General features: G+C 56.3%; 13 protein-coding genes. 2 read left to right on the top strand and 11 right to left on the bottom strand.

Annotation, left to right across the window (positions count from 1 at the left end; genetic code table 11):
- Window positions 1–79 precede the first annotated feature (79 nt).
- Genes srpC through srpA form a run of 3 tightly spaced genes read right to left on the bottom strand, consistent with a single transcriptional unit; the run spans window position 80 to window position 5,793 of the window.
- Window positions 80–1,492 (bottom strand): solvent efflux RND transporter outer membrane subunit SrpC, encoded by a 1,413-nt coding sequence (gene srpC / locus GKKCFE_RS19285; protein ID WP_445576973.1) that lies wholly within the window; start codon window positions 1,490–1,492, stop codon window positions 80–82.
- Window positions 1,482–4,631, bottom strand: a complete 3,150-nt coding sequence (gene srpB / locus GKKCFE_RS19280) for a solvent efflux RND transporter permease subunit SrpB (RefSeq protein ID WP_445576972.1) — start codon at window positions 4,629–4,631, stop codon at window positions 1,482–1,484. Before srpB ends, srpC begins: the two co-directional genes overlap by 11 nt.
- Before the next feature lie 13 nt (window positions 4,632–4,644).
- Window positions 4,645–5,793 (bottom strand): solvent efflux RND transporter periplasmic adaptor subunit SrpA, encoded by a 1,149-nt coding sequence (srpA, locus tag GKKCFE_RS19275; RefSeq protein WP_445576971.1) that lies wholly within the window; start codon window positions 5,791–5,793, stop codon window positions 4,645–4,647.
- A gap of 224 nt (window positions 5,794–6,017) precedes the next feature.
- Between srpA and srpS the strand changes: the two genes are divergently transcribed.
- Both srpS and GKKCFE_RS19265 read left to right on the top strand, forming a co-directional pair.
- On the top strand, window positions 6,018–6,797 hold the full coding sequence (gene srpS / locus GKKCFE_RS19270; RefSeq protein WP_039591833.1) for a solvent efflux transporter transcriptional repressor SrpS: 780 nt from the start codon (window positions 6,018–6,020) through the stop codon (window positions 6,795–6,797).
- A gap of 5 nt (window positions 6,798–6,802) precedes the next feature.
- Window positions 6,803–7,453, top strand: a complete 651-nt coding sequence (locus GKKCFE_RS19265; protein WP_039591834.1) for a TetR family transcriptional regulator — start codon at window positions 6,803–6,805, stop codon at window positions 7,451–7,453.
- A gap of 18 nt (window positions 7,454–7,471) precedes the next feature.
- Here the strand turns inward: GKKCFE_RS19265 and GKKCFE_RS19260 are convergent, their stop codons facing one another.
- The 8 genes from GKKCFE_RS19260 to GKKCFE_RS19225 all read right to left on the bottom strand — a co-directional run bounded on the left by GKKCFE_RS19260 (window position 7,472) and on the right by GKKCFE_RS19225 (window position 17,899).
- Window positions 7,472–9,115 carry an acetolactate synthase large subunit gene (locus GKKCFE_RS19260; RefSeq protein ID WP_445576970.1) on the bottom strand — a complete coding sequence of 548 codons (1,644 nt, stop codon included), beginning with the start codon at window positions 9,113–9,115 and terminating at the stop codon, window positions 7,472–7,474.
- Between the two features lie 194 nt (window positions 9,116–9,309).
- Window positions 9,310–11,058, bottom strand: coding sequence for an FAD-dependent oxidoreductase (locus tag GKKCFE_RS19255; protein WP_039591836.1), 1,749 nt, complete (start codon window positions 11,056–11,058; stop codon window positions 9,310–9,312).
- A 410-nt stretch (window positions 11,059–11,468) separates the two neighbouring features.
- Entirely contained in the window at window positions 11,469–12,737 is a 1,269-nt protein-coding gene (locus tag GKKCFE_RS19250; RefSeq protein WP_445576969.1) for an OprD family porin, read from the bottom strand.
- 41 nt (window positions 12,738–12,778) lie between these two features.
- Window positions 12,779–13,993 carry a 3-(3-hydroxy-phenyl)propionate transporter MhpT gene (gene mhpT, locus GKKCFE_RS19245; RefSeq protein ID WP_445576968.1) on the bottom strand — a complete coding sequence of 405 codons (1,215 nt, stop codon included), beginning with the start codon at window positions 13,991–13,993 and terminating at the stop codon, window positions 12,779–12,781.
- 268 nt (window positions 13,994–14,261) lie between these two features.
- Window positions 14,262–15,272: a 4-hydroxy-2-oxovalerate aldolase gene (mhpE, locus tag GKKCFE_RS19240; RefSeq protein WP_445576967.1), complete on the bottom strand. Its 1,011-nt coding sequence runs from the start codon at window positions 15,270–15,272 to the stop codon at window positions 14,262–14,264.
- A gap of 11 nt (window positions 15,273–15,283) precedes the next feature.
- A complete protein-coding gene (locus GKKCFE_RS19235) occupies window positions 15,284–16,222 on the bottom strand; it encodes an acetaldehyde dehydrogenase (acetylating) (protein WP_445576966.1) in 939 nt (312 codons plus the stop codon).
- A gap of 13 nt (window positions 16,223–16,235) precedes the next feature.
- Window positions 16,236–17,030 carry a 2-keto-4-pentenoate hydratase gene (gene mhpD, locus GKKCFE_RS19230; protein ID WP_445576965.1) on the bottom strand — a complete coding sequence of 265 codons (795 nt, stop codon included), beginning with the start codon at window positions 17,028–17,030 and terminating at the stop codon, window positions 16,236–16,238.
- Between the two features lie 11 nt (window positions 17,031–17,041).
- On the bottom strand, window positions 17,042–17,899 hold the full coding sequence (locus GKKCFE_RS19225) for an alpha/beta fold hydrolase (protein ID WP_173880905.1): 858 nt from the start codon (window positions 17,897–17,899) through the stop codon (window positions 17,042–17,044).
- Window positions 17,900–17,921: the final 22 nt, after the last annotated feature.

The raw sequence follows: 17,921 nt of genomic DNA, 5'->3' as shown, positions 1-17,921 counted from the left end.
GCCACTTTAGGTCGAAGAATTTATTCAAGCATTCTCTTGAAAAGTAGGGCAGCACTTCTGCAAGCCGCTGCCCAGATTCTCAGTTTTGACTTACGCTCCAGCCGCCCCCAAGGGCTTTGTAAAGCTGGACTTCACTGTTGATTTGATCGAGCTGATCATTCAATAGCTTCTGTTGTGAGGCAAACAGTTCGCGTTGGGCATCCAGTACTGTCAAGTAGCTATCAATGCCCTGGTCGTATCGCTGCTGCGCTAAGCCAAAATACGATTTATAGTTATCAACCAATTCGTTCTGAGCACGAAGCTGCTTGCCATAAGTTCCCCTCGCAGCGAGGCCGTCGGATACCTCCCGGAAAGCCGTTTGGATACTCTTTTCATAAGTCGCAATACCCACATCTTTCTGAATTTCAGCGTAATCGAGATTGGCTCGTAGCTTTCCTGCATTGAAGATCGGCACACTGATTTGTGGAGCGAAGCTCCAGCTTTCAGATCCGCCGTTGAACAGTCCGTCCAGATCGCTGCTGGCTGAGCCCGCTGACGCTGTCAGGCTTATGCGTGGAAAAAATGCCGCACGAGCCGCCCCGATGTTTGCATTAGCGGCCATAAGTTGATGCTCGGCAGAACGGATGTCCGGTCTGTTTAGTAGCAGATCCGCTGGTAGCCCTGCTGGAACCTTCCCTATGGCACTCATGGCCAGCGGCAAGTTTTGTGGCAAATCAGTTGGAATCTTACTGCCCAGCAACAATTGCATTGCGTTTACATCCTGCGCGATACGCCGGGTGTACAAAGCCTGCTGTGCCTGGGCTTGGTTAACCAGCGTCCTCGCCTGTCGAACATCCAGCTCCGACGAAGTACCCGCCGCTGCACTGGACTCGATCATTGCCAAGCTTTCGACGTAGCTGGTCAGCGTCGCTTCGGTCAAATCCAAAAGTGCTTGGTCGGTTCGCCACAGAAAATAAGTGGTTGCCACATCGCCTATCAGTGCGATCTGAACGCTGCGTTGCGCCTCCTCAGTAGCCAGATACTTTTCAAGCGCTTGGCTAGACAAGCTTCGGATTCGGCCAAATAAGTCCAACTCGTAGGCAGTCACTAGGCCGACTTGGTACTGGCTATCGATCCGAGAATCGCCGGTGGGGGACAAATCATCAGGCAAGCGAGTTCGATTTCCAGATGCTTCGCCATCAAGTGTGGGAAACCGCTCCGCTCGTTGGATACGGTAAAGCGCTCTGTAGGATTCAACATTTTTGGCAGCGATTCGAAGATCTCTGTTGTTCTCCAACGCCGCATCGAGGAGGCGGACCAGCGCTGGATCTTTGAAGAAATTTTTTGCCTCGGGGAGAGCCGCCGCGATACTACGCTGCTCTCCCTGCCTGCCGTAGGCCTCGCCCGTTGGCCATTGCGCCTGCACAGGGGCGGCTGGCTGCTGGTAGTCGGGCATCAAGCTGCATCCGCTGAGCATCAGCAATGCAAAGACGGGGAGCGACTTAAACTTCATGAGTCACCTCCTTGACCGCTTTTGGCTTTCGTTTCATGAGCCCCTCGAAAAGCTTGACAACCACCACGTAGAACAGCGGAACAAAGAAGACGGCCAGCACGGTTGCTGTGATCATGCCTCCGACGACGCCCGTAGCAATGGAGTGCTGGCTCCCAGCGCCTGCGCCCGATGCAATGGCCATCGGCAGCACACCGAATGTGAATGCCAGCGAGGTCATCAATATCGGACGCAAACGCAGCTTGGCGGCCTCTATCGCAGCTTTGACGATCGGATAACCTTCCTTTTCATACAGCTCTTTTGCGAACTCCACGATTAGGATGGCGTTCTTGGCGGACAGGCCAACTGTCGTCATCAAGCCCACCTGGAAGTACACATCCGCCGTCAGGTCGCGCCAAAGCGTTGCCAGCACGGCGCCCAAAATACCCAGAGGAACAACCATGATCACCGAGACCGGTACCGACCAGCTTTCATACAGTGCGGCCAGGCACAGGAATACGATCAGCACAGTCAATGCGTAGAGCAACGGTGCTTGGTCGCCAGTCTGTATTTCTTCATAAGAGAGACCGGTGTAGCTCAGGCCGATGCCGGCAGGCAGCTTTTGCATGATTTCAGCGATGGCAATCATCGCGTCACCAGTGCTGTATCCAGGGGCTGGCTCGCCGAGGATGTTCAGGGAAGAAATGCCACCGTAGCGCTCCAGCTTCGGTGAGCCGTTCACCCACTCACCGGTTGCAAATGCCGAGAACGGAACCATCTGGCCAAGGCTATTTCGCACGTACCATTTATCGAAGTCTTCTGGAGAGATTCGCGAGATGTCTTCGCCCTGTACGTACACCCGTTTGACCCGACCGCGGTCGATGAAGTCGTTGACATACATCGAGCCCCAGGCTGCAGACATCGTTTCGTTGATAGACGCGATGCTTACCTGCAGCGCACGGGCCTTTTCGTCATCAATGTTCACCTGGAATTGCGGCTCGTCGTCCTTACCGTTTGGACGCACTGCTTGGAGTTTGGGGTTTTCGCTTGCCAGTTGCAGGAACTGGTTTCGAGCTGCCATCAATGCTTCATGACCAAGACCTAGGTTGTCCTGTAGATACAAGTTGAAGCCCATCGCATTCCCCATTTCCAGAATGGCAGGGGGCACGAACGCCATGACGCTGGCATCTTTGATCTTGGCAAAATGCTGATTAGCCCGTTGCGCGATGCTGAATACGTCTTGCCCAGCGCCGTGACGCTCCTTCCAATCCTTAAGAGTAATCAGTACCAGCCCCGAGTTCTGACCACGACCAGCAAAGTTGAAACCATTCACCGTCAGGAAGTGCTCAACCAACGCACCTTCATCATTGCTCAAGTAGTCTCGCACCTCTTGAAGCACACCCTCGGTGCGCTCCGCTGAAGCATTTGCCGGCGTTCGCACTTCGATCATCATCAAGCCCTGATCTTCGTTGGGCAGGAATGCCTTCGGGATCTGGGTGAACAGATAGCCGGTTCCTCCAGTGATCAGCAAGAACGCAAGCAGGTATCTACCGCGCCCCTTGAGCATTGCACCGACGCCTCGCTCGAATCGCAGAGTGCCGCGGTCGAAGATGCGGTTGAACCAGCCGAAGAAGCCCTTTTTCTCGTGGTGGGAAACGCCTTCCGGAGCTTTGAGGATGGTCACGCAAAGTGCTGGAGTGAACACAAGCGCGACAAAGATCGACAGCCCCATGCAGACCACGATGGTGATGGCGAACTGTTGATAGATGATGCCAGCGGATCCACCAAAGAAAGCCATCGGTACGAACACAGCCGACAGCACCATGCCGATACCCACCAGGGCCCCGGAAATCTGGTCCATCGACTTACGCGTAGCCTGAAGTGGCGTCAACCCCTCGTCGTGCATGAGCCGCTCAACGTTCTCGACCACGACGATCGCATCATCGACCAGCAAGCCGATGGCGAGCACCATGGCGTACATGGTGAGTACGTTGATACTGAGGCCGAAATAGGGCAGAAGTGCGAATGTGGCGAGCAGCACTACGGGAACTGCCAGGGTGGGGATCAGCGTGGCCCTGAAGCTCTGTAGGAACAGATACATAACCAGGAAGACCAGTACCACCGCTTCAAAAATAGTGTGTACTACCGACTCAATCGAGGCATCAACGACAGGTGTTGTATCGTAGGGGTAAATGACCTCCACGCCATCTGGCAGATAGGCCTTCTGCTCCTCCATCAGCTTCTTGACAGCTTCTACGGTCTCCAGCAGGTTGCCACCGGTGGACAAACGCAGCGCCAGGCTTGCGGTTGGGGAGTCCTTGTATTTCGCGGAAATGGCGAAGCTGTCAGCCCCCAGTTCGGCACGTCCGACGTCCTTCACTCGTACCTGTGAGCCGTCCGCGTTCACCTTGACCAAGATCTCATCGAACTGGCTAGGCGTTGTCATGCGCGTCTTGCCGAGAACGGTGGCATTCAGCTGGACGCCTGAGCGAGTTGGTAGTCCACCCAACTGGCCAGAGGACACTTGGACGTTCTGTTCCCGGATAGCATTGGCTACATCAGTAGGTGTCAGCTGATAGCTGTTGAGCTTGCCTGGATCTAGCCAGATACGCATTGCGTAAGGCGAGCCAAACAGCTGGAAATCACCGACGCCTGGAATGCGCGAAATGGGATCCTGAAGCTGTGAAGCGATCAGGTTGCCCAGGTCGAAGTTATCGAGCTTCCCCGAGCGATCCACCAAGCTCATGACCAAGAAGAAATTCATCTGGTACTTCACTACGCGAAGCCCCTGACGCTGAACTTCCTCCGGCAAACGAGGTGTCGCCAGTTGCAGCTTGTTCTGCACCTGAACTTGAGCGATGTCCGGATCGGTCCCCTGTTCAAAGGTCACGATGATGGTCATGCTGCCGTCAGAGGCGCTCTCAGCCGACATATATCGGAACCCATCAAGACCACTGAGCTGTTGCTCAATGACCTGAACCACCGTGTCCTGGACGGTTTGTGCAGAAGCACCTGGGTAGCTGACCTGGATCGAAACGGCGGGGGCCGCGATGTTTGGATATTGGCTAATCGGCATCTTGGCCAGCGAGAGCGCGCCGGCGAGCATGGCTACGATAGCGAGAACCCAAGCGAAGATCGGCCGGTCGATAAAGAAGCGAGACATTTACTGCACCCCCTCAGTTAGCCGAGGCTTCAGTGGTAGCGGCGAAGTCAGCTACCAAATCCACATTTTTGGCTTCTGCCGCATTGACGGCGATGCCGCTGCGGACACGTTGAACACCTTCGGTAACGATTCGCTCTCCCTGGGATACGCCTTTGCTGATCAGCCAGGCGTTGCCCACAGTTCGTAGGGTCTGGACCTCGCGAGCCTCAACAGTGTTGTCGGCCTTCACCACCCAGACACTTGGCACGCCACGCGTATCGCGGCTGATGGCTTGTTGTGGAACCAGGATCGCCGCCTGCTGCACACCTTCCTTCAGGAGGGCGTGAACAAACATGCCTGGAAGCAACTTGCGATTAGGATTCGGGAATTCGGCGCGAAGGGTTACTGAACCTGTAGTCGGATCAACGCTAACCTCAGAAAACTTAAGGGTGCCCGGGATTGGGTAAGCACTACCGTCATCCAGGGTCAGGCTGACTTCGGCCTGGTTCTCACCTGTTTTCTGAAGTCGCCCTGACTCCAATGCCTGTTGCAGGCCCAGCAGCTTCGTGATCGGCTGAGTGACGTCAACATAGATCGGGTCCAGCTGAGTAACAGTGGCGAGCGACTGTGCTTGACCGTTAGTAACGAGTGCACCCTCGGTAACTGTCGACCGTCCGATGCGGCCTGAGATCGGCGAAAGCACACGGGTGTACTGAACGTCGATACGAGCGACCTGATAGTCGGCCTCCGCCTGTTTCCATGCGGCAAGGGCATCGTCGTACTGCTGCTTGCTCACAGCCTTGGTTTTCAACAACGTTTCATATCGTCGCGCCAGGTTCTGCGCAGTAGTTCGATTAGCTTCTGCCCGACGCAATTGCGCCTCATAGGTACGCGGGTCAATTTGATAGAGCTGCTGACCCAGCTTGACCTCAGTCCCCTCAACAAAGAACCGCTTTTGAAGGATCCCCGATACTTGTGGGCGCACTTCAGCTACCCGGTAGGCCGAAGTCCTGCCGGGCAGGTCGGTTGTCAGAGTCAGAGACTGTGAGCGGACGGTGTATACGCCCACGTCAGGGGGAGGCGGGGCTGAGGCGATGTGGTCTTTTTCACCACAGCCGGTCACCAGCATCAGCGCCGTTAGGGGAATTGCATGTAATGCACGCGAGGATCGTATCTGTCTCACCGATTTGCTCCATCTCTGCCCCTAGGCCGGGGACTTGTAATTGCTGAATCACAATGTGGTTAAGTGTACCACTATGCGATACTATGAGTGCAAGCAAGCAGTAACAACCATCGGTCGAACGTTGGTGAGATAGATGTTCGGAACGTGTGACTGGCTAGGCGAGGCATGGAGCTCTAAAGTGGCGGCCATAACAGATGCTGCAGCGGTGCACGCTGAGGAGAAATATGAACCAATCAGACGAAGTCGGTGGAAAGGCGGGGGGTATTCAAGTCATCGCCAGAGCTGCCTCGATCATGCGAGCCCTTGGCAGTCATCCGAATGGCTTGAGCTTGGCGGCTATCGCGCAGTTGGTCGGGCTGCCGCGCTCGACCGTCCAGAGAATCATCAACGCCCTGGAAGAAGAGTTTTTGGTTGAGGCATTGGGCCCTAGTGGAGGCTTCCGCCTTGGGCCGGCGCTTGGCCAGCTCATCAACCAGGCACAATCAGACATTCTTTCGTTGGTAAAGCCGTACTTACGCTCATTGGCGGAGGAGCTTGAAGAGTCGGTCTGCCTGGCTTCTCTGGCCGGCGATAAAATCTACGTGCTGGATCGCATCGTGTCAGAACGAGAGCTGCGTGTGGTGTTTCCGATTGGCATCAATGTGCCCGCCGCTGCGACCGCCGCAGGTAAGGTCCTTTTGGCTGCGCTGCCTGAGGAGTCACTCCCAGCAGCACTCAGTGATCAACTTCCAGTGTTCACCCCAAACACGCTCGGACGACAGACGCTGATTAAGCAACTGAGTGAAATCAGGGCGAGCGGCATAGCAAGCGATCTGGATGAACATATCGATGGCGTTTGCTCATTCGCAACGCTTTTGGATACCTACCTTGGCTATTACTCCCTCGCAGTCGTAATGCCGAGTTCCAGAGCGAGTAAGCAGTCGGACACGATCAAAAAAGCTCTGCTATTGACCAAGCAGAATATAGAGCGCGCCATCGGTCGCGCGTCAAAGAAAGCGCCCTAGTTAAAATGGCCAGGAAGACGGTAGCCGAGGCTGAGGAAACACGACAGCGCATTATCGACGCGGCTGTCGAGGTGTTCGCTGTCCAAGGAGTTCCAGACGCTACGCTGGACCAAATAGCCCGAAAGGCAGGCGTCACTCGTGGCGCCGTTTATTGGCATTTCAATGGGAAGCAAGAAGTACTTCAGGCGGTGCTGACATCGCGGCAGCATCCACTTGAATTGGAGTTCTCCGCCGACGACGGAATCGAACTCTCCTGGGAAGCAGTGGTGACCGCCATGCTTGATGCTGTTAATAGCCCCCAGTCAAAGCGGTTCTCGGAAATCTTGATTTATCAGGGGGGGGACGAATCGGGTCTGATCCATAGCCGCATGGAGCAAGCGAGTAATCGATTCCTGCATTACATTCATCAGGTGCTTAGGCATGCGATTATTCAAGGTGAATTGCCGCAGACTCTGGACCTTCTCACTTCGATAGCCGTCTTCAAAGGGTTGATCACCGGGTTGCTTTATGAGGGCCTACGCAGCCAGCATCAACCGCCTCAAGTCATCAAAGCAGCGCTGAGATCATTCTTGGCGTTGCTCAAGGAGCCTCCTCGCCACTTATTGTGCGAGGAGGTTCAAGTTCCGCAAGCCTCAACAGAGTACTGCCAACAGTAGCGCCTTTTCTGCCACTGATTAGACCGCCAGCGCTCGCTCGCGCAGTTCGCTGTTCAGGATGCGGTCGTTCTCGCTGTAGTCGACTGGGCAGTCAATGACGTGAACGCCGGGGTTGGCAATACAATGATCCAACAGTGGCAGCAAAGCATCCGCGCTTTCCACCCTGTGTCCATTGGCACCATAGGCTTCGGCATATTTGACGAAGTCCGGATTGCCGTAGTCGAGACCGAAATCGGTGAAGCCCATGTTCGCCTGCTTCCAGCGGATCATGCCGTAGCCGTCGTCACGCAGGATTACCACGGTAATGTGCATGTTCAGGCGAACCGCGGTTTCCAATTCCTGGCTGTTCATCATGAAACCACCGTCGCCACACACCGAAATCACCGGGCGATCCGGGTACACCAAATGGGCGGCCATGGCTGACGGCAGGCCGGCGCCCATTGTCGCCAGGGCGTTGTCGAGCAGCACGGTGTTGGGCTTGTGCGCCTTGTAGTTGCGGGCGAACCAGATCTTGTAGATGCCGTTGTCTAGAGCGACGATGCCTTCGGACGGCAGCACGTGACGGATATCGGCCACCAGGCGCTGAGGATAGACCGGGAAGCGGTCATCGTCGGCGCCTTCGGCGATCTGGGCTTCGTTGGCTTCACGAATCGCCATGAGACGGGTGAAGTCCCAGTGCAAGGTGTCGCCCAGACCTTCAGCGATCTGCCAGACGGCGTTGGCGATGTCACCGATCACTTCGATCTGCGGGAAGTACACGGCGTCGACTTCGGCGGAACGGAAGTTGATATGGATGACTTCAGTGCCGCCACGGACCATGAAGAACGGCGGCTTCTCGATCACATCGTGGCCGATGTTGACGATGAGGTCAGCCGCTTCGATCGCACGGTGCACGAAATCACCGGACGACAACGCAGCGTTACCCAGGAAGCGCGGGCTGCGCTCGTCAACCACACCCTTGCCCAGTTGGGTGGTGACGAATGGGATACCGGTCTTATCGACTAGTTGCTTGAGGACCTTGGCGGTCATCTTGCGGTTGGCGCCGGCACCGATCACCAGGATAGGGCTGCGTGCGGTGCGCAGTTTCTCGATGGCAGCTTCGATGGCCACGTGCTCGGCCAGCGGACGGCGGTGCAGGCTCGGTGGAATTGGCAAGCTGTCGGTCTGCTCGGCGGCGATGTCTTCCGGCAGTTCCAGGTGCACGGCGCCCGGCTTCTCTTCTTCAGCCAGACGGAAGGCTTCGCGCATGCGTGCCGGGATGTTGTCGGCCGAGGCGAACTGGTGGGTGTACTTGGTGATGGGGCCCATCATGCCGCACACATCGATGATCTGGAAGCGGCCCTGCTTGGACTTCTTGATCGGCTTCTGGCCGGTAATCATCATCATCGGCATGCCGCCGAGATAGGCGTAGGCGCTGGCGGTCACCAAGTTGGTCGCGCCAGGGCCGAGGGTCGACAGGCTGACGCCGGTCTTGCCGGTCAGGCGACCATAGGTGGCGGCCATGAAGCCCGCGGACTGCTCGTGACGGGTCAGTACCAGCTTGATCTTCGACTTGCGCAGGGATTCCAGCAGGTCGAGGTTCTCCTCACCGGGAATGCCGAATACATACTCGACACCTTCGTTTTCCAGGCATTGCACAACGACATCGGCGGCCTTAGCCATAGTTCACCCTCATCGCACTCGAGGCAGTTTGGACCTTGGAGGAAGGCGCAGCAGCAGGTGCGCCACTCTCCCACGGGCTCTTATCGGTTGGTTTTTACATCTAGTGTTTGCAGCGCAGCGGCCGAGTGGCCTCCAGCGCAGTTGGAGCAAATAAAAAGAAGGCCCGGCATTGAGCCGGGCCTCTGAGGTAATGCTTAACCGAGGACGCTTTGGAGAGCCTGCTGCAGTTCTGAAACTGCTTCGTCGGCCGACCAAACAGCGTTGCTGTGCCGCCAAGCGACATAGCCATCAGGTCGAACCAGAAGCGCGCCTGCCTCGTGAATCTCACGAACCGATTGCCAATCGCAGTAGAGGTCCGCGGTCCCTTTTGCGCCTGTGACAACGGTTTTCAGGAATGGCTGGTTCAAGCTTTCTGCAGCAGCCACCCATGCCTGGCCGGCAAGGCCCGTGATAAGGGTCATTTGCCCTTTACCCACGACATCGAGTGTAGAAATCCGGTGGCCGTTTTCGTTAACCAGCCAAGCGTGAGGAAGCTTGGCACCAGGGCGAGTGGTAGCCTGCAGGTACAGTTCTTTGTCACGAGCCCAGAGTTCAACACCATCCCTAGGATCAGTTTTAACGGCAGAGGACACGTAGCGCTGGTTCAGCTCGACACCTTGAGCGTTGAATTCGCGACTCTTGATTTCCAGCGCCTTCTGCAGGTTCATGCGAACTTCCACACCAGCCGGGCTGGGGTCACGCATGCGATCAAGCAGCTTGGCGATGGTGTCCACGCCATTGCCAAAGTTGAAGCACTCTTTCAGCAGGGCATAGTCCTTACGCGACTGGTTGGCACGTGCCACGATCTGCTTGCCCACGGGGGCACGCTCTGCGGTGTAGCTTTCCAGCAGATTCGGATCGGCAAAGCCTTTAAGAACGTAAGCCAGTTTCCAGGCAAGGTTGAAGCCATCCTGCATACAGGTGTTGGAGCCCAGGCCGCTTGATGGTGGGTGACGGTGAACAGCGTCGCCGGCACAGAACACGCGACCACGGGAATATTCGGTAGCATGTGCCTGGTTTACATACCAGGTCGACATACGCTCAACTTGGACTTCCAACTTGGGGTCGCCTACCAAGAGACGGATCTTCTCTAAAACAGCTTCTGGGGATAGATCGGGTGTACCTTTGGTTATGTCGAAGCCCCAGCCCGCAATCCACTGATCCCACGGACGAATGGCGCGCAGCAAGCCCATCCCGATTTCACCAAAGCCCGCTTCGGGAGTAGCGATCCACTGAAGGATGCTCGGACGGTGTTCTACGTATTTGCTCAGATCTGCGTTGAAAATGACGTAGGCGGTTCCGGCTCTGGCCATCTCGCCAACGATCGGCAGATCGATCTCTTTGGCTACTTTAGAGTTGGCTCCATCAGCTCCCACTAGGTACTTCGCCCGGACTTCGTACTCGACGCCGGTCAAAACGTCTTTCATGCGAGCAGTCACACCTTCGGCATCTTGGACATGGCTCAGATACTCGGTGTTGAAGCTCAACTGGGCACCGCGCATTGCAGCATGCTTAAGAAGGATCGACTCCATCTCGGGCTGGATGAGATCCAGCATGGTGCATGGGCTGCCTTGGACGTAATCGCCCTTGCGTTTGTCGCCAGTGCCCCAAGTGCGCATACGAGCGATTTCTTCACCTGCTAGGCTGGTGGTGAATAGCGTATCGCCCATCTGATCCCACGGTGTGGCCGCTCTCATAACCTCGTCTTCCAACCCAAGATCACGCACGACCTCCATGGCGCGTTGATTCGTGATATGGGCTCGCGGTGAGTTCGCCAGCCAATTGAACATGGTGACCATTTTGACTCGCACACCATAGGTGGCCAGCGCCAAGGCAGTAGTTGCACCAGCAGGGCCAGTGCCGATCACCAGTACGTCGGTATCGAAGCTAGTGGAGGTAGTCATTTCTTATTCTCCAGGCATTACATGTTGATGCTCTGAACTTGCACGCAAGCCCGGAACACGTCCGACAGATCCCAAAGCCAGGCAGCACGAAGTAGCACCAGCCTGGCGTTCGAGACATTAAAAATTTAGAAATGGCAGGCTCTATTAGGACCCGCGGCTCGGGCGAGCGATGCGAATGGGGGGGAAGAGATTCATGGTACCTCCTGATCTTGTATTTTTTTTCAGGCCATCAAAGTGTCTAAACCAGCGGCATCAGCTGGCAGGCGAGATCACTCAATTCTTACTTGCATGCTAGCATGCAAGATGTGTTGTCGCAATCGTCTGGAAACGCCTTTCGTCACGCCAAAAAAAGCCACAGGGTAAGTCCGTGGCTAAAGGTGTAGCGCGTAGGGTGTGGAGCTAAGTCAGCTTCACCAAAGGGCAAAGGTGTAATCAATGTTCACACGAAGCTCATTGTCATCCCGGTGGGTAGCTCCAGGCCCGAAATCATTTCGATACCAAGCGTGTCTGACCCGAAACGCCACGTCCTTGAACGTGCCACTTTGAATCACGTATGAAAGCTCGACGTCTTTTTCCGATTCTTTGAGCTTGTTGCCCCCGAGGTTCGGAAGATCAATGTTGTCCCCGCTGACGTAACGCAACATGCCCTTCAGGCCGGGGACACCAACGCCGACAAAGTCGTAGTCGTACTTAACCTGCCAGCTTCTTTCCTTAGGGTTCAGGAACTCCGAGCTTAGGGTGCCTTCCGTGATCACCAGCGGTTCGGTACCAAAGAGATAGGGCATTGCAGTATCCCCAGTCAGCTGCATGTAGCCAGCGCCGAGACGATGCGCGCCGAGCTGGTAGGTCAGCATCAACGCTGTATTGCGGTTGTCTACCTTCCCAGCTTTTGCGGATCCGTTGTCCTTGGAATCATAGAAGCGGAAGTCGGAGATGAGCCGCCCTGGACCCAGCTCTCGGTTGTCCACGAAACCGAGGTAGTTCTTGTCGTAGATGTCTTCGAGCTCTGCGTAGTAGTACTTGAGCGTGAGGTTTTTCGACCACGCGTAATCGCCCCCCAGGAAGTAGAACGCATCAGACTCCGCTGCTCCGTTGAAGCGTCCGTTTGGAGCTGCAACGCGCATCTTTTGGTAGTCAGTCGAGTCACGCAGGTTGATTCGGTCCAACCAACCCGCGTGCAACGACAGATCGTTAATGTCTTGCGAGCGCAGGTAGGTACCGCGGAAGGTTTGTGGCAGCAGCCGTGTCGGACTTGCGAAAGCGATCGGTAAGAACGTGCTCACGGTGCCGTACTGAAGCTCAGTTTTAGAAACCTTGACCTTCGCTGTCAGCCCTAGCTCGGAGTAGTCCTTCGCTGGTTCCCGGGTGGCGGGAGAGAACGGCAATAGGCCGGTGCCGACACGATCTGGTGAGGAGTCAAGGCGAAACCCCATCATGGCTTGAGCATCCAGTCCGAAGCCCACCACGCCCTCGGTGAAGCCCGAATTGAAGTTGACGATGAAACCCTGGGCCCACTCTCGCGCTGCAGCTTGCGGTGTCTGGTTGATGTAATTGCGATCGAAGTAGTAGTTGCGCAGTGTTACCTTGGCTTTCGAATCTTCTATGAAACCTGCCGCCTGGAGTGAAGCAGCATGCGCAGCCAGCAGCCCTGCGAATGCAATTTTTCTTGATTTGCTCATGTCGTGTCTTCTTTATTGTTTTTGTGATGACGCAATGCCGGTCAAACCACTGAGGCACTCAGCTCGGGGCGTTTTTTCAGCGACGAGAGATAAAGCAGCGAGATAGCCGCCAGAACGATGCCCGGCGCTGACGCCAACATCACACCACCCGCACCGGCCCCCAGGACCATCATTTTTCCTACGACGAGTGGACCGGTCATTGCACCAATACGACCGATTGCGAGTGCTGCACCCGTCCCGGTAGCCCGGCCATTGGCGGGATAGAACTGAGGAGCAAGGGCGTAAAGCACGCACTGGCCACCCGTTGTGAAGATGCCGGCTAAAAATCCTGCACCGATCATGGTAGGAAGTGAGGCCGCCACGGTGAGGCAGGCTAAGGAAATCAAAATGCCCCCATACACCAGGGCCGACATGGCCCAGATTGGCAGGCGATCCATGGCAACGCCGAGCATCAACGTACCCATGGCCGCACCGAGCTGCATGGCCAGCACGACGACGCTTGCTTCACTCGGTTTGAATCCCTGCCCAATCAGGATGCTTGGCAGCCAGTTGATCAGGATGTAGGTGACCATCAGTGTGAAGAAGAAGCTAACCCACAGGAGCAGGGTTTTCTTCAGTGCACCGCCTTCAACCAAGATGGCTTTGGTGGAGGGAACTTCGATCGTGGTGGCTGCAATTGATTGCTTGTACACGTCGGGCAGGAAGAGAACCAGCAAGGGAACGATGACCAAAGGGACCACGCCGCCGACGTAGAAGACGAGCTTCCAGCCAGCCCCGAAATCCAGCAGCCCAATGGCGGCTGCCAACGCGGCCCCCAGCGGTACACCGCAGTACATCAAGCTCACTGCCGTGCCTCGCATGCGCTCACCAGCGGCTTCAGAGGCGAGTGCGATCAGGTTGGGCAACGATGCGCCCAGCCCCACGCCTGTCAGGAGCCGGGCGAACAGCAACGCGCTGAAGCTCCAGGCAACCGTAGTGACGAGGGAGAAAATGCCGAATAGTGCAACCGAGACGATGAGTACTTTCTTCCTGCCATAGCGATCAGCAAGGCGGCCGCCAATGAAAGCGCCTGGGAGCATACCAAGTACGCCAACACTGAAGACCCAGCCCATTTCCAGCTTATCCAAGCTGTAGTCGGCAGACATGCCGTGAGCCGCGATCCCTGGGGCTTGGAGATCCAAGCCTTCCATCAATGCTACGAGGAAGCAAAGCGCGATGGTAATGAAAAGTTTGGTCTTGTCAGTTTTGTCAGTCATAGCGACCCCCCTCCGAAGCCCTTGAAAGTTCTTCAGAAAACACGTGATTGTGGTTTTAGTAACGCCAGTGATGTGGAGCTACATCAGCTCAGTAATCACTCAGAAAAGAGTGAGTATGTGGGCTGATCACTGCGTGTTCGGGGGTGCTGCCAGTAGGGATTTTGCGAGGCATTCATGTCGGGTGATCTCTCTTATTGTTGTCTCATAGACCCCCTCCCTGACGGGAGGGGATTGTTGCAGACAGCTTGCGTGGAGCTGTCTGCGAACCTCAGCGCTTCAGCAAATCCAGTGCAACATCGACGATCATGTCTTCCTGGCCACCGACCATGCGGCGTTTGCCCAGCTCGACCAGAATGTCTACTGCTTTGATGTCATAGCGCGCAGCTGCAACTTCTGCATGGCGAAGGAAGCTCGAATACACACCGGCGTAGCCGAGCGCGAGAGTTTCCCGATCAACACGTACCGGGCGATCCTGGAGTGGGCGAACCAGGTCATCTGCTGCGTCCATCAGGGCGTACAGGTCAGTGCCGTGGTTCCAGCCCAGCTTGTCTGCTGCCGCAATGAACACTTCCAGTGGGGCATTACCAGCACCGGCGCCCATGCCTGACAGGCTCGCGTCGATGCGGTCACAGCCTTCCTCCACGGCGACGATCGAGTTGGCCACGCCGAGGCTCAGGTTGTGGTGTGCGTGGATACCGGTATGAGTGGCCGGATCAAGCACCCCTTTCACTGCGCGGAAGCGCTCACGAATGTCATCCATATTCATCGCGCCGCCAGAGTCGACGACGTAAATGCAGGTGGCACCGTAGCTTTCCATCAGTTTTGCCTGCTGCGCGAGCCCTTCGGGGGGCTGCATGTGGCTCATCATCAGGAAGCCAACCGTGTCCATGCCGAGCTTACGGGCGTATTCGATGTGCTGCTTGGAGACGTCTGCCTCGGTGCAATGGGTGGCGACACGGACGACGCGAGCGCCTGCGGTATAGGCCGCTTTGAGGTCGTGTAGAGTACCAATCCCGGGGAGCAGCAGTGTTGCAATCTTGGCGTGCTTCACCGCGTCGGCGGCAGCTTCGATCCACTCGATATCGGTGTGTGCGCCAAAGCCGTAGTTGAAGCTGGAGCCTTGAAGGCCGTCACCATGGGCTACTTCGATCGAATCGACCTTGGCGGCATCCAGTGCTCGAGCGATTGCCTGGACCTGATCCAGTGAGTACTGGTGACGAATAGCGTGCATACCATCACGCAGGGTCACGTCCGAAATGTAGAGCTTTTTACCGTTCATATCTGCGCTCCTCAGGCTTGGCTCATCGACTGTGCCATGCGCTCGGCGGTAGCCAACGCAGCAGAAGTCATGATGTCGAGATTGCCTGCGTACGATGGCAAGTAATGGGCAGCACCCTCGACCTCAAGGAAAACAGAGGTCTTCAGGCCACTGAATTTGCCCTGGCCGGGAATGTTCAGTGGGGTAGATTCAGGGATGACTTCAAACTGCACTTTCTGCTTGAGGCGGTAGCCGGGAACATACGCATTCACTGCGGCAACCATTTCTTCAATGGAGGCTTCAACCTGATCCTGGTCCGCTGCTTCAGACAACACGTAGACGGTGTCGCGCATCATCAGAGGAGGCTCAGCCGGGTTCATGATGATGATGGCTTTACCTTTGGCTGCGCCGCCAATGACTTCGATGGCTTTGGACGTGGTTTCAGTGAATTCGTCGATGTTCGCTCGGGTGCCTGGGCCCGCCGATTTGGAGGCAATTGATGCGACGATCTCTGCGTAATGCACTTTGGCAACACGCGATACTGCAGCGACCATTGGAATAGTTGCCTGGCCGCCGCACGTGACCATGTTCAGGTTCTGCGCGTTGACGTGTTCTTCGAGGTTAACCACTGGCACGCAGTAAGGGCCGATAGCTGCCGGAGTAAGGTCGATCACCCGGATGCCTGGCTTGCACTCACGCAGCATGGCGTCGTTTTTGACGTGAGCACCGGCACTGGTAGCATCGAAGATGAAATCGATGTCAGTAAACTCTGGCATTTTGACCAGGCCAGCGACACCTTCGTGAGTGGTAGCCACGCCCATTCGGCCTGCGCGAGCCAGGCCATCAGAAGCAGCGTCGATACCAACCATCACGGCCATTTCCAGGTGCTTGGCATTGCGCAGGATCTTGATCATCAAGTCGGTGCCGATGTTTCCGGAGCCGACAATGGCGACTTTGCGTTTTGTAGTCATTTCTTGATCTCCATCACTCGACACTGAACGACACGCCGACGCGGCCAAGGCCTTCGATTTCGGCTTCAAAATGATCACCTGCGCTTACGCCGACCATCGGTCCCAAGGCACCTGTGAGGATGATGTCGCCTGCTTTGAGAGGTTCACCAAACTCAGCCATTGTGCGAGCGAGCCAAACAGCTGCATTCAGCGGATTACCCAAGCATTCGGCACCACTGCCAGAGCTGACGACCTCACCGTTTTTGGAGAGCCGCATCGTTGCGCCGCGCAGGTCTAGACCATCAATGCGCTGTGCAGGGCCGCCGAGGACAAAACACCCGCTTGATGCGTTATCAGCCACGGTGTCGGCGAATTTGATGTTCCAGCCCTCAATGCGGCTGCCGACAATTTCAAGTGCCGGGAGAACCCAGCCAGTTGCGGCGATGACGTCTGCGAAGGTTGTGGAAGCGCTAGGCAGGTCGCGTGCCAGCACCAGTGCAATTTCTGCCTCGATTTTGGGCTGCAGAACACGTTCGAACGGAACCACTTCGTTGTCGCCGTACGCCATATCTGCAAACAGGCAACCGAAGTCCGGCTGGTCTACGCCCAGCTGGGCCTGGACCTTGGGGTTGGTCAATCCAATCTTGCGGCCAACCAGGCGTTGTCCATTTGCGATGGCATGGGCTTGGTTCAAGCGTTGAATCGCATAGGCGTTTTCCACGTTTGTGGCGCCGATCACGTCACGCAGTGGTCCAACAGGCTCGCCCTTTCCTTCAGCTCTGCGCAGATCAGCCGCCAAGCGCTCAAGGGTCTCTTGTGTAATGTTCATCGTGACCTCGATCAGTGGGTGAGGAAGTCGAGAACCATGCGGTTGAACGTGTCCGCGTGTTCCCATTGGGCCCAGTGGCCGCATTTGTTGAAGACATGCAGTTGAGAGTTGGGAATGCCGGCAACCAGGCGCAGGCCGGTGTCCATCGGGACAAAGCGGTCATTGCGACCCCAAACTACGAGGGTCTCGGCCTGAATCTCGCCGAGGCGATGGCTGAAGTCAGGGAACTGCTTGAGGTTCGCAGCGAGGCTCGCGGTGAAGTTTTCGAGGTGGTCTTTTCGAGCCAGCATGTTGTCCAGGCGCGCTTGGAACAGTTCCTCGGTGAGGTCGCTCGTGTCGTAGACGAAGATGTTCATCATCTTCTTGAGGTTTTCGATCGTTGGCTCGCGGTACAGGCCGTTGAGCAATTTGATGCCTTCAGTCGGCATTGATACGAATGGGCTGACCCCGCCGGTGCCTCCGCCCATAAGCACGAGTTTGCCTACGCGCTCAGGCCAAGTCAGCGTGAAGGCTACGGCTGTATGGCCGCCCATGGAGTTGCCGAGCAAGTGCACCTTGTCCAGGTCCAGCTTATCGACCAAACCTTTCAGAACGCGGGCATTAAGATCGGAGCGAGAGCCGGTGCTGACGATCGAATCACTTTTACTCCAGCCAGGGCAGTCCATGAGGATGACCCGGAAGCCAGCCTCTACCAGTGGCTCGATGTTGCGATTGAAGTTGGCCCAGCCGCTAGCACCAGGGCCAGAACCGTGCAGCATGACAACCGTTTCTTTGCCTTCACCGCAGTCGTTGTAATGAATATTCAGATCCAGCTCGCCGTCTTGGACGCGAACGAATTTGCTGGTGTCTTTTTCAGTAATTGCAGTCACGATTGATTCTCCGTGAAGGTTG

The sequence above is a fragment of the Pseudomonas sp. E141 genome (assembly GCF_052659885.1).
This window is presented reverse-complemented; position numbering and strand designations above follow the sequence as displayed.

Excerpts from the sequence above, each read along its gene's own strand:
- GKKCFE_RS19235 (WP_445576966.1), bottom strand. The coding sequence starts at position 16,222 with ATGACTACAAAACGCAAAGTCGCCATTGTCGGCTCCGGAAACATCGGC.
- mhpT (WP_445576968.1), bottom strand. The coding sequence starts at position 13,993 with ATGACTGACAAAACTGACAAGACCAAACTTTTCATTACCATCGCGCTT.
- srpB (WP_445576972.1), bottom strand. The coding sequence starts at position 4,631 with ATGTCTCGCTTCTTTATCGACCGGCCGATCTTCGCTTGGGTTCTCGCT.
- srpC (WP_445576973.1), bottom strand. The coding sequence starts at position 1,492 with ATGAAGTTTAAGTCGCTCCCCGTCTTTGCATTGCTGATGCTCAGCGGA.
- mhpD (WP_445576965.1), bottom strand. The coding sequence starts at position 17,030 with ATGAACATTACACAAGAGACCCTTGAGCGCTTGGCGGCTGATCTGCGC.
- mhpE (WP_445576967.1), bottom strand. The coding sequence starts at position 15,272 with ATGAACGGTAAAAAGCTCTACATTTCGGACGTGACCCTGCGTGATGGT.
- GKKCFE_RS19265 (WP_039591834.1), top strand. The coding sequence starts at position 6,803 with ATGGCCAGGAAGACGGTAGCCGAGGCTGAGGAAACACGACAGCGCATT.
- GKKCFE_RS19250 (WP_445576969.1), bottom strand. The coding sequence starts at position 12,737 with ATGAGCAAATCAAGAAAAATTGCATTCGCAGGGCTGCTGGCTGCGCAT.
- GKKCFE_RS19255 (WP_039591836.1), bottom strand. The coding sequence starts at position 11,058 with ATGACTACCTCCACTAGCTTCGATACCGACGTACTGGTGATCGGCACT.
- GKKCFE_RS19260 (WP_445576970.1), bottom strand. The coding sequence starts at position 9,115 with ATGGCTAAGGCCGCCGATGTCGTTGTGCAATGCCTGGAAAACGAAGGT.
- srpS (WP_039591833.1), top strand. The coding sequence starts at position 6,018 with ATGAACCAATCAGACGAAGTCGGTGGAAAGGCGGGGGGTATTCAAGTC.